Consider the following 9,790-nt stretch of genomic DNA (forward strand, 5'->3'; position numbering starts at 1 on the left):
CAAAGCCCGTATACATCGGCGCCTCCAGACTCATCTGCTTCATGTCGCTATTGTCCCATCCCGGCAGTCTGGCAGGAAGGTTTTGCAGACCTTCCCTAGAGGACGCAGCGCAGCGGCAGTCCCCGGAGCAGTTGGCGGCCCGGCTGCGGGCGTTTCTTGCGGACGTGCACACGCCGGGGGAGGCGCAGGCGCGCGCCCGCCAGGAAAAGTGGGAGCACGCGCGGGCGCAATTGACGGCCGAGCTATTCAATGCTGCCACGCTCGCCCAGCGCGAGCGGGCGAGGGAGCGCTTGCGCAGGCTGGCCGAAGACTTCCTGGACTTGTCCCGGCAGCGGGGTGCGCGCTGACGGGTAGCTGCACAAGGCGACGGCGGGTTTCAGCCGGCCAGCAGTTTCTCGATTTCCCGGATCACGCGCGCGTCGGTCGGCTCGACGGCACTCGGGAAGGACGCGACCGGCTTGCCATCGCGGGCGACCAGATACTTGTGGAAGTTCCACTTGGGCGGCTGCCCCGTGGCTTGGGCAAGCGCCGCGAATAGCGGATTGGCGCCCTCTCCCTTGACCACCGATTTGGAGAAGATGGGAAACTTCACACCATAGGTGTTGAAGCACAGGTCGGCGATCTGTTCTTTGGTGCCGGGCTCCTGTTGCCCGAAGTCGTTGGAAGGAAAAGCAAGCACCACCAGCCCGCGCTCGCGATACCTGGCGTAGAGCCGCTCCAGGCCCTCGTACTGGCGCGTGTAGCCGCAATAGCTCGCCGTGTTGACCACCAGCAGGACCTTGCCCCGGTACTGGCAAAGATGCTGCGGTGCTTCGTCCTGCAGGCGCGGAAAACTCACGTCGAGCAGGGCGGGGCAGGCAGAAGGACCGGCGGCATCGGCCGAGCGGGCGGTGGGTGGGGCCAAGGAAAGTACCGCGGCGGCGAGCAGAAGCGCACTCAGCCAGGCCAGGCGCCGGCGGTCGGGACGGGCGGCGCTTACGGAGTGGAACGGTTTCATGTACGGCTCCTCCGGCAGGCGCGCACCGTCAAAGGAAAACGGCGAGCACGCCTGCGTACCAATATAGCCGGTCTTTGAAGATTTCGCCGTTGGCGTAGAGGCCGATCAGGGGCAAATCGCCCAGCTGCTCGTGGACCAGCTGCATTTCTGCAGAAGGGCCGCCAAAGAGCGTGCCGGTGCGGCCAAGGCAGGAGATGTAGAGCGCACCGCGCACCCGGTGCATGCCGCCGTATTCGGATTCGATCTGCGCACGCAGCGCGGTACACGCGCGGACCAAGTCGGCCTGCGCTGCGCCCCGGTCCCGGCGGCAGAAGACCACGTGGTCGGCCGCCTCCAATTCCGTGCCGATGGCCAGTGCGCCTTCGTGCGGGTCGACGCCGATCAACGGCCGCACCTGGTAGTCGCCATGCATGAAGGCGTCGCCCGTGCCCATGCCGACGAAAGTACCCTGCAGCATTTGCACCGCCGTCGGGATTTGGCCGCCTGGCGCGTAGGCGCCGCGGTGGGGGCCGGCCTCGAGGGGCAGGCCCATGTCGCGCATGAGCACCTCGAGCGCCGGTGCGCCATCTAGCCGGCTGAGCCGGTGCCCGGTTGATTCGGTGATGCGGTGCACGGGGCCGATGGGTTGGCAGCTTTGGCTGACCCGGCTGACCACGGTGACGTTCTCGGATAGCACGACGCCAGACAGTCCGCCTGACAGGACGCGGTTGGCGATGGTGGTCTGGGGGTGGCGGCTGCTGGAGACTCCGCCGAAGACGGCGGCACCGGCCAGCTTGCCCAGCATGTCCTGGATCAGGTCCGGCAGGTCAGGGGTCGCGGCATCGGCGTGGACGAGGGCCGTCCATGCGGCGCGGCGGCCGTCCGGCGTCCGGGCTTCCCGCCCGGGCGGCCGCGCGGCCCCGGAGAAAATGCGAAAGTCGTCGGGAGCGAAATCGGCCAGCATCAGCGCCATAGCCGGTTCGTCGATGTATTCGGCCATGCCGGCGGCGATGCCCACGCCAATGGCACCTGTCCAGTGCGTCACACCGGTGCGTTCGCGCAGGAAAGCGAGAATCTCGGCCGCTTCGGCGGCGTGGTGGTCCGTCAAGTACAGAAAGCCCAACGTAGCGCCTGCACCTGCGCCGGACCGGCTGGCCCGCTCGATCTGGGCAAGGCACAGCGAGGCCGACATGCGCCAGTCGGGGTGCGTGGCATGGGCCCAGGGGAACTGCCCGCTCATGGCTCGACTAGGCCTTCGGAGGCCGCGCGCGGCGTGGCGCGGGGCCGCCGCGCTTGGCAGCCGGCTTGCGCGCGCCAGACGGCTTGGCGACGCTGGTTTTCGACTTGGACGCGGGGGCGGGCGACGGCGTGCCAGGCCCAGCCGTGGCGACGGCAGCGATGCGGTCGAACTGTTCCTTCAGCATGTTCCACCAGGCGCCCGCTCCCGGCGCTTCGGCGGCAGCGTTGGGCTGGGAAGCCGATGAGGCGTTGCCGGCGGCACCGGGCTGCGGTTCGGCCGGCTTGCGCAGTCCGAGCGCGACTTCCAGCGGCGAGGGGGGCGCCTCTTGGCTGCCGCAGGCCTGGGCCGCACCGGCTGCCTGGGCGAAGGAGCGCAGCGTCGAGATGGTGGCGCGCTGCACTTCCAGGCCTTGGATGGTTCCGCGCAGCATGGTGAGGTTCAGGTTCAGCCAGTTTTCCACGGCCCGCAAATCTGCGAGGCGCCGGTCGAGTTCGTCCAGCCCCGTCGTGGGCGAAACCGGCGCCTGCGACAGGGCGCCGAGCGAGGCCCAGACTTGCCGCATCATCTCCAAGCTTTGCAGCACCGGGTTGGCGACGTTGGAATCGCCTCCCGGCAACTGCAGGCCCGGGATGCCGAACGGATGGGCAGTGCCGGAAGCGTCGGAGGATGGAGGTGCCATGGCGATTCCCTTGGTCGCAGGGCGCTACTCGGGCGCCGCGACGACCTGATCGATGGCGCCGAACAGGCTGGCGCCGTTTTCGTCGAACATTTCGATGCGGATAGTGTCGCCGAATTTCATGAACTCGGTGGTGGCGACCCCATCGGCGATGATTTCCCGGCACCGCTTCTCGGCGATGCAGGCATAGCCCACCTGGGGATCCTTATTGGAAATAGTACCCGAGCCGACGATGCTGCCCGCTCGGCAGTTGCGGGTCTTGCAGATGTGCGCGATCAGCCGCGGGAAATTGAAGACCATGTCCGTTCCCGCATGCGGCCGGCCGACCACCTTGCCATTCCACGTGACGACCAGCGGCAGGTGCACCATGCCGTCGCGCCAGGCATCGCCGAGCTCGTCGGGCGTGATGGCGACTGGCGAGAACGCCGTGGCGGGCTTGCTCTGGAAGAATCCGAAGCCTTTGGCCAATTCGTTCGGGATCAGGTTGCGCAGCGAAACGTCATTGGCCAGCATGATGAGACGGATGGCGTCGGCTGCTTCGGCTGGCGTGGCGCCCATGGCGACGTCCCCGGTGATGACCGCCACTTCTCCCTCGAAGTCGATGCCGAAGGCCTCCGAGGGGCAGACAATGTCGTCGGTGGGGCCGAGGAAATCGTCGCTCCCGCCCTGGTACATGAGCGGATCGGTCCAGAAGGTTTCGGGCATCTCGGCGTTGCGGGCCTTGCGGACCAGTTCCACGTGGTTGACGTAGGCTGAACCGTCCGCCCACTGGTAGGCGCGCGGCAGGGGCGCGGCGCATTTTTCCGGCTCGAATTCGAACGCACGCGGGGCCCGCCCCGCGTTGAGGGCGTCGTAGAGGTCCTGCAACTGCGGCGCCATGAAATTCCAGTCGTCCAGCGCCCGTTGCAGCGTGGGCGCGATCTCAGTGGCGAAATGGGCAGTTCGCAGGTCGCGCGAGACGACCATCAATTGGCCGTCGCGCGAACCGTCGCGGTAAGAAGCGAGTTTCATGGCTGCGTGATAGCGATGGAGAACGAGAAGCGAACAGTAACATGACACGGAAAGGCGTTCCGTAGCAGTCGCTAACAGCTTGCGGACGAGCGTCCGGTACGATAGAGGCGTTTCCCCCAGGCCGTGATCGACATCCGCCCGCCATGCATTCCATCTTCCGCTCTTCCCGTCGAGATCTCTTGCGCGCTGGTGCGGCGTTCGCCCTGGCTGCCGTCGCCCCACGCGGCATTGGCGCCGAACGCCGCTTGCCTCCGCCGTCTGCCGTATTGACTTACCAGCTCAGCGCGTCGGCCAAGGGCTTCAAGATCAACGCCGACAGCACCCTCGAATGGCGTCTTGGCGGCAGCGAGTATCGGATCGTCAACCGCGGCAGTTTCCTCTTCTTCAGCTTCGAATGGGAGAGCACGGGCAACATCGGCGAGGCCGGCCTCGCGCCGAGCCGCTATCGCGAAATGCGCAACAAGCGGGTCAAGATCACGGAGTTCGACTCGGCCTCGGGTCGGCTGAAGCTGCCCAGCGGAAACGAAGAGGCGCTGCAGCCCGGCACGCAGGACCGCCTGTCCGTGCTGCTGCAGCTTGCCGCCATCGGCCGCGCGGAAGGCGGGGCCTTCGCGAACGGCAAGGTCGTGTCTTTCCGCGTCGCCGGTTCCAGTCGTTCGGACAACTGGCACTTCCGGGCCGCGTCGCGCGACCAACTCTCCACGCCCATGGGCGACGTCGAGGCCGTGCACCTGATTCGCGAGCGCGACCACGACGACGGCCAGAAAATCGAGGTGTGGCTGGCCCCGGCGCACGACTGGTTGCCTGTGCGTGTGCTGTCGAACGAAGCGGACGGGGATTTTCTCGACCAGGTCGTGCGCAGGATAGAGCGGCCGTAGCGCGCGGCCGCTCTGTGGGGCCCACGGCCGCGCGCCGACCAGCGGCCCGCGAACCGATGGGCATGGCGGGCTGCCGCGGCCGCCGCCGCTCAGGGCAGTACGCGGACCTGGTCCACGATCTCGGTCGTGAACGCCGAGCGGTAGTCGACTTTCGGGCTCAGCAGTTTCTCTTGCACCATGAAGTCGTAGGTTTTCTTCCAGCGTTCGTCGGTCATGGTCAGGAGCCCGCGGGCGCGGGCGTCCCCGCCGTCGACCAGGCCGGATTGGCGCAGGGCATTGACGCCATAGTCGAGCAGCGCCTGCGTCATCTGCGGGTTGTCTTTCAGGATGAGGGCGTTGCCGGGCGCTGGGTTGCGCAGGTAACTCTTCCAGCCTTCGGCGCTCGCCTCGACGAAGCGCCGGATGGCGTCCTTCTTGGCCGCCAGGCCGGACCGGGTGGCGACGATGGTCTGCGCGTAGGGCGGGTAGCCATAGTCGCCCAGGAGGAAGACGGTAGGCTTGAAGCCGCCTTGGGTCTCTATCGTGAACGGTTCGGAGGCAAGGTAGCCCTGGACGGCGGAGTTCTTGTCTACCAGGAAGGGCTGTACCGAGAAGGTATACGGCTTCTTCTGGGCGTCGGTGAAGCCGTACTTGGTCTTGAGCCAGGGCCAGTAGGTGGTTTCGCTGGCTTGGCCGATGTAGAGCGTCTTGTCCTTGAGGTCGGCCAAGGTCTTGGGGCCGGGATGCGAAACCAGCACCGTGGGCGATTGCTGGAAGGTGGTCGCCACCGTCACCAGGGGCAGGCCTTGCTCGACGCCCTTGTAGGTTTGCAGGTCGTCTCCCATGGCAACGTCGTATTGGCCTGCCAGCAGCAGTTGCAGGACGTTGACCTGGGGGCCGCCCATCTTGATGGTGACGTCTAGGCCGTGTTTCTTGTAAATGCCTTCGGCAACGGCTTGGTAGAAGCCGCCGTGTTCGGCCTGGGCATACCAGTTGGATCCGAATACGAGCTTGACGGGAGCCTCGGCGTGGGCGAGGTTCGCTAAAGCCAGCGCCGCGGCGGCGCACACTGTGCGGACGATCGGGAAGGCTATGCGCATCGTGCGTGTTCCGTAAGAAATAATCCTAGGGCGTGCAGCATAGTACCGATGTAGGCGGCATCTTGCCATCCGGCGTGCCGAGATGGCCGGCAGGGGTCGTCCGTTCCGCGGTGCTCAGTTCGTTTCGTGCCAGCGCGCGAGCGCGACGCGGGAAAGCAGCGTCATGGCAGCAAAGAGCGCAACCCCTGCAAGAGTGATCAACAAGAGCGCGGCGAACAGGCGAGGGATGTTGATCTGGTATCCGGCCTGCAGGATTTGGTAGGCCAGGCCGGTCTGCGAGCCGCCCGTGCCGGCCACGAATTCGGCCACCACCGCGCCGATCAGGGCCAGTCCGCAGGCGATCCGGAGGCCTCCGAAGAACGCAGGCAGCGCCGAGGGGATGCGCAGGCGCCACAGGATTTGCCAACGGCTGGCACGCTTGAGGCGGAAGAAATCCATGAGCCCCGGGTCGACGCTGCGCAGGCCCAGCACGGTATTGCTGATGATGGGGAAGATGGCGACGATGGTGGCGCAGAGCGTCAGGGCCGCGAGCGTATTCTTGACCCAGATGATGATGAGCGGTGCGATGGCGACGATGGGCGTGACCTGCAGCAGCACAGCATAGGGGAACAGGCTGGCCTCGATGACCCGGCTCTGCACGAACAGGAACGCCAGCAACACACCCAGCACCGTGGCCGCGAGCAGGGCAAGGCCGGTGATTTCCAACGTGATCCAGAGCGACCTGCTGAGCAGCTCCCAGTCCTGGATCAGGGCATGGACCACGTCCACCGGCGAGGGCACCAGATAAACCGGGACGTCGAAGGCGCGGACGGCGCCGTGCCAGAGCGCGATCACGATGAGTGCGACCAGTACCGGCGCACCCAGCCTCAGGCCGGTGTTCATGCCCATCCTCCAGCGAGCGCGGGGCGCCGAAGCCGCGTGGTCATTGCTGCCCCTCGAGCAGGGCGGCTTGCAGGCGCGCCGCTTGCATGGCAAAGCCCGGCGAGACGCGGAACGCCGCATCTCGGCTAGGCGCGTCGATCGCAATGTCGGCAATGATGCGTCCCGGACGCCGCGACATCACGATGACGCGGTCCGACAGGTAAACGGCTTCGAAAATGCTGTGGGTCACGAAGACCACGGTCAATCCCTGGTTGGCCGCCAGCCCCAGCAATTCGTCGTCGAGGTGCTGCCGGGTGATGTCGTCGAGCGCGCCGAACGGTTCGTCCATCAGTAGCAGCTTGGGTTCGGTCACGAGGGCGCGCGCGATGGACACGCGCATGCGCATGCCCCCTGAAAGTTCGCGGGGCAGGGCATCGGCGAAATCAGCCAGGCCGACCCGCTCGAGTGCATGGCGCACCCGCTCATCCCGCGCCTGCTTGCCCGCCCGGCGCCCACCGCGCTCGAGGTCCAGGGGCAGCCGCACGTTCTTGGCAACCGAGGCCCAGGGCATCAGCGTCGGGTCTTGGAAAACGTAGGAGAGCTGGCTTCCGTCCGCCCGCCGGAGCAGGGAGCCGGACGTGGGCGCGTCCAACCCGGCAAAGATGCGCAGCAACGTGGTCTTGCCGCAGCCCGACGGGCCCAGCAGGGTGACGAACTCCCCCGCCCGCACGGTCAAATCCAGGGGCGCCAGGGCTTCCACGCCGTTGGCGAAGCGGCGTGCGACCCCCCGCGCTTCGAGGACGGGGGGCGCGTTCAACCCGCTTGGCCGGTGCGGAAGAATCGCACCGTTCGTTCCGTGAGGCCGGCTGCCTCGTCATCGCCGCAGCCCGGGGGCGCAGGCTGCGGATCCACCTGGTCGAAGGCCACGTCCCCGTTCGGGTCGGGCACGCCGGTAGGCCGGAGATTGACGAAGTCGAACAGATTGCGATCGAGCAGGTGCGAGGGCGTGACGCGAGAGAGGGCATTGAAAATGTTTTCCACGCGTCCGGGGAAGGCGCGCTCCCATTCGTCGATCAGCCGTCCGGCTTCTTTGCGTTTGAGATTCTCCTGCGATCCGCACAGGTTGCAGGGGATGATGGGGAAGGCCTTCCATTGCGCATAGGCGATGAGGTCGTCTTCCTTGATGTAGGCGAGCGGCCGGATGACGGTATGCCGGCCGTCGTCGGAGACCAGCTTGGGCGGCATGCTCTTGAGCTGTCCGCCGTAGAACATGTTCAGGAAGAACGTCGCCAGGATGTCGTCGCGATGATGGCCGAGCGCGATCTTGGTTGCCTTGAGCTCATCGGCGACCCGGTACAAGATCCCCCGCCGCAGCCGCGAACAGAGCGAGCACATCGTCTTGCCTTCCGGAATGAGGCGCGTGACGATCGAGTAGGTGTCCTGCGTCTCGATGTGGAATGGCACGCCTTTTTCGGTCAGGTAGCGCGGCAGGACGTCGGCCGGAAAGCCCGGCTGCTTTTGATCGAGGTTGACCGCGACGATGTCGAAGTCGATGGGCGCGCGTTCGCGCAGCTTGAGCAGGATCTCCAGCATGCCGTAGGAGTCCTTGCCGCCGGACAGGCAGACCATCACGCGGTCGCCGGCCTCGATCATGTTGAAGTCGGTGATTGCCCGGCCAGCCTCGCGCAACAGGCGCTTTTCGAGCTTGATGCGTTCGCGCTCGAGCTTGAGCCGCGCCCGGCCGGCGTCCGGGGCGTTGGCGACGGCGGAGTCGATGGCGTTCATCTCATGCTTCCATCAGTTGTCGCGGTTCGCCGTGACTTCGATGCCTACGGCGGCGCAGTCGGCGAAGGCCTGGGGCTTGGAGACGCGCAGGCGCACTTCGCGGATTTCGGAGAACTGCGCCAGCAGCCGGGAGGCCAGCCGGTCGCAGAGGGTTTCGAGCAGGTTGACGTGGGTGCGGGTGCATTCGTCGACGATGCATTCGCGCAGCCGCCGATAGTCGAGCACCTCCTGGATGCCGTCGTGACGCGGCTTGTCCACCCCTTCCAGGTCGATTTCCGCGTCGACATGCAGGGGCTGCGTGGCGCCGCGCTCGTGATCCAATATGCCGATCTGCGCGTCCACGGCGAGGCGGTTGAAGAAAATGCGGCGTGTGCCCATGGTTGTACTCAAGGATGGCCGAGGGTCAAGTGTCCGCCGGCGGGTTCATCATGCTGAAATCGCGCTGGAAGCCCACCAGGTGCTGGCCGCCGTCGACCAGCAGCGTGGTGCCGGTGATCGAGCGGTTTTGCACTGCGAACAGGACCGCATGCGCAACGTCTTCCGGATGGCTGGCATGACCTAGCGGCGCCATGGCGTGGGTCTGGGCGAACTGCTGGGGCGTTTGCAGGTGGCTGATCATGGTCAGGCCGGGCGCCACGCCTACCACTCGCACGGCCGGCGCCAACGCTTGGGCCAGCATGGTCGTCGCCGCCTCGAGCGCGGCCTTGCTCAGCGTGTAGGAGAAGAAGTCGGGATTGTAGTTCCAGAGCTTCTGGTCCAGGAGATTGACCACCACGCCGCGCGCATCCGCCCCCCTGTCTGCCAGGGCTGCGGCGAGGTCGCGCGCCAGCGCCACGGGCGCGACGAGGTTGGGCAGCATGTGGGCCTGCAGCATGTCGAGGCTGAACGAATGTACGTCGTCGTACTCGAATGTCGAGGCGTTGTTCACCACCGCGTCGATGCGCCCGAAGCAAGCCTTTACCGACGGGACCAGGGAAGCCAGCGCGGCCTGGTCGGCGAGGTCGCAGGCGAAGCCCTCGGCCTCGACCCCTAGCGCGCGCAGCATGGCGCATGTTTGTTGCGCGTCGTCGTGCGAGGTGGCGTAGTGCACGGCGACATTCCAGCCGGCGCGTCCCAGGGTGAGCGCGATCTCGCGGCCGATGCGCCGGGCGGAACCGGTGACCAGCACAACGGGACGGGAGGAGACGGGGCTCGTTTCGCTCATGGCGGCACGGAATCCGGGACGGGGGCGGCAAAGGCCCCAAGTTTAGCAAGGCGCGGCCCCGCGCATGCGCGGGGCGGTTG

The 9,790-nt window shown here is 66.6% G+C and carries 11 protein-coding genes and 1 pseudogene; 2 read left to right on the plus strand and 10 right to left on the minus strand.

From position 1 onward, the window contains the following. Positions 1-347 (plus strand): annotated as a pseudogene (locus IRZ12_RS12075) (hypothetical protein); the annotation flags it as partial. 29 nt (positions 348-376) lie between these two features. On the opposite strand, the gene IRZ12_RS12080 reads toward IRZ12_RS12075, so the two are convergent. From IRZ12_RS12080 to IRZ12_RS12095, 4 genes are read right to left on the minus strand one after another with little or no spacing between them, the layout of a single operon-like run. After that, positions 377-997: a glutathione peroxidase gene (locus tag IRZ12_RS12080; RefSeq protein WP_296468728.1), complete on the minus strand. Its 621-nt coding sequence runs from the start codon at positions 995-997 to the stop codon at positions 377-379. Positions 998-1,025: 28 nt separating this feature from the next. Further along, complete coding sequence (locus IRZ12_RS12085) at positions 1,026-2,216, minus strand: FIST N-terminal domain-containing protein (RefSeq protein WP_296468730.1); 1,191 nt, start codon at positions 2,214-2,216, stop codon at positions 1,026-1,028. A 7-nt stretch (positions 2,217-2,223) separates the two neighbouring features. Next, entirely contained in the window at positions 2,224-2,895 is a 672-nt protein-coding gene (locus tag IRZ12_RS12090; protein ID WP_296468733.1) for a PhaM family polyhydroxyalkanoate granule multifunctional regulatory protein, read from the minus strand. A 24-nt stretch (positions 2,896-2,919) separates the two neighbouring features. Next, entirely contained in the window at positions 2,920-3,903 is a 984-nt protein-coding gene (locus IRZ12_RS12095; RefSeq protein WP_296468735.1) for a fumarylacetoacetate hydrolase family protein, read from the minus strand. A gap of 143 nt (positions 3,904-4,046) precedes the next feature. Between IRZ12_RS12095 and IRZ12_RS12100 the strand changes: the two genes are divergently transcribed. Next, a complete protein-coding gene (locus IRZ12_RS12100) occupies positions 4,047-4,781 on the plus strand; it encodes a DUF3108 domain-containing protein (RefSeq protein ID WP_296468737.1) in 735 nt (244 codons plus the stop codon). 89 nt (positions 4,782-4,870) lie between these two features. On the opposite strand, the gene IRZ12_RS12105 is transcribed toward IRZ12_RS12100, so the two are convergent. The 6 genes from IRZ12_RS12105 to IRZ12_RS12130 all read right to left on the minus strand — a co-directional run bounded on the left by IRZ12_RS12105 (position 4,871) and on the right by IRZ12_RS12130 (position 9,710). Further along, the gene (locus IRZ12_RS12105; RefSeq protein ID WP_296468739.1) at positions 4,871-5,860 is read right to left on the minus strand and encodes an ABC transporter substrate-binding protein; all 990 of its coding nucleotides are present in this window, start codon (positions 5,858-5,860) and stop codon (positions 4,871-4,873) included. A gap of 114 nt (positions 5,861-5,974) precedes the next feature. After that, the gene (locus tag IRZ12_RS12110; protein WP_296468741.1) at positions 5,975-6,742 is read right to left on the minus strand and encodes an ABC transporter permease; all 768 of its coding nucleotides are present in this window, start codon (positions 6,740-6,742) and stop codon (positions 5,975-5,977) included. Between the two features lie 40 nt (positions 6,743-6,782). Beyond that, a complete protein-coding gene (locus IRZ12_RS12115) occupies positions 6,783-7,538 on the minus strand; it encodes an ABC transporter ATP-binding protein (protein WP_296468745.1) in 756 nt (251 codons plus the stop codon). Next, on the minus strand, positions 7,535-8,506 hold the full coding sequence (ttcA, locus tag IRZ12_RS12120; RefSeq protein WP_296468747.1) for a tRNA 2-thiocytidine(32) synthetase TtcA: 972 nt from the start codon (positions 8,504-8,506) through the stop codon (positions 7,535-7,537). The genes IRZ12_RS12115 and ttcA overlap by 4 nt, the downstream gene beginning before the upstream one ends. Before the next feature lie 12 nt (positions 8,507-8,518). Next, positions 8,519-8,884, minus strand: coding sequence for a dihydroneopterin aldolase (gene folB / locus IRZ12_RS12125; RefSeq protein ID WP_296468749.1), 366 nt, complete (start codon positions 8,882-8,884; stop codon positions 8,519-8,521). Positions 8,885-8,909: 25 nt separating this feature from the next. Then, positions 8,910-9,710, minus strand: a complete 801-nt coding sequence (locus IRZ12_RS12130; RefSeq protein WP_296468751.1) for an SDR family oxidoreductase — start codon at positions 9,708-9,710, stop codon at positions 8,910-8,912. Positions 9,711-9,790: the final 80 nt, after the last annotated feature.

Origin of the sequence: Pigmentiphaga sp. (genome assembly GCF_019689535.1) — a bacterium.
Taxonomy (GTDB): domain Bacteria; phylum Pseudomonadota; class Gammaproteobacteria; order Burkholderiales; family Burkholderiaceae_B; genus Pigmentiphaga.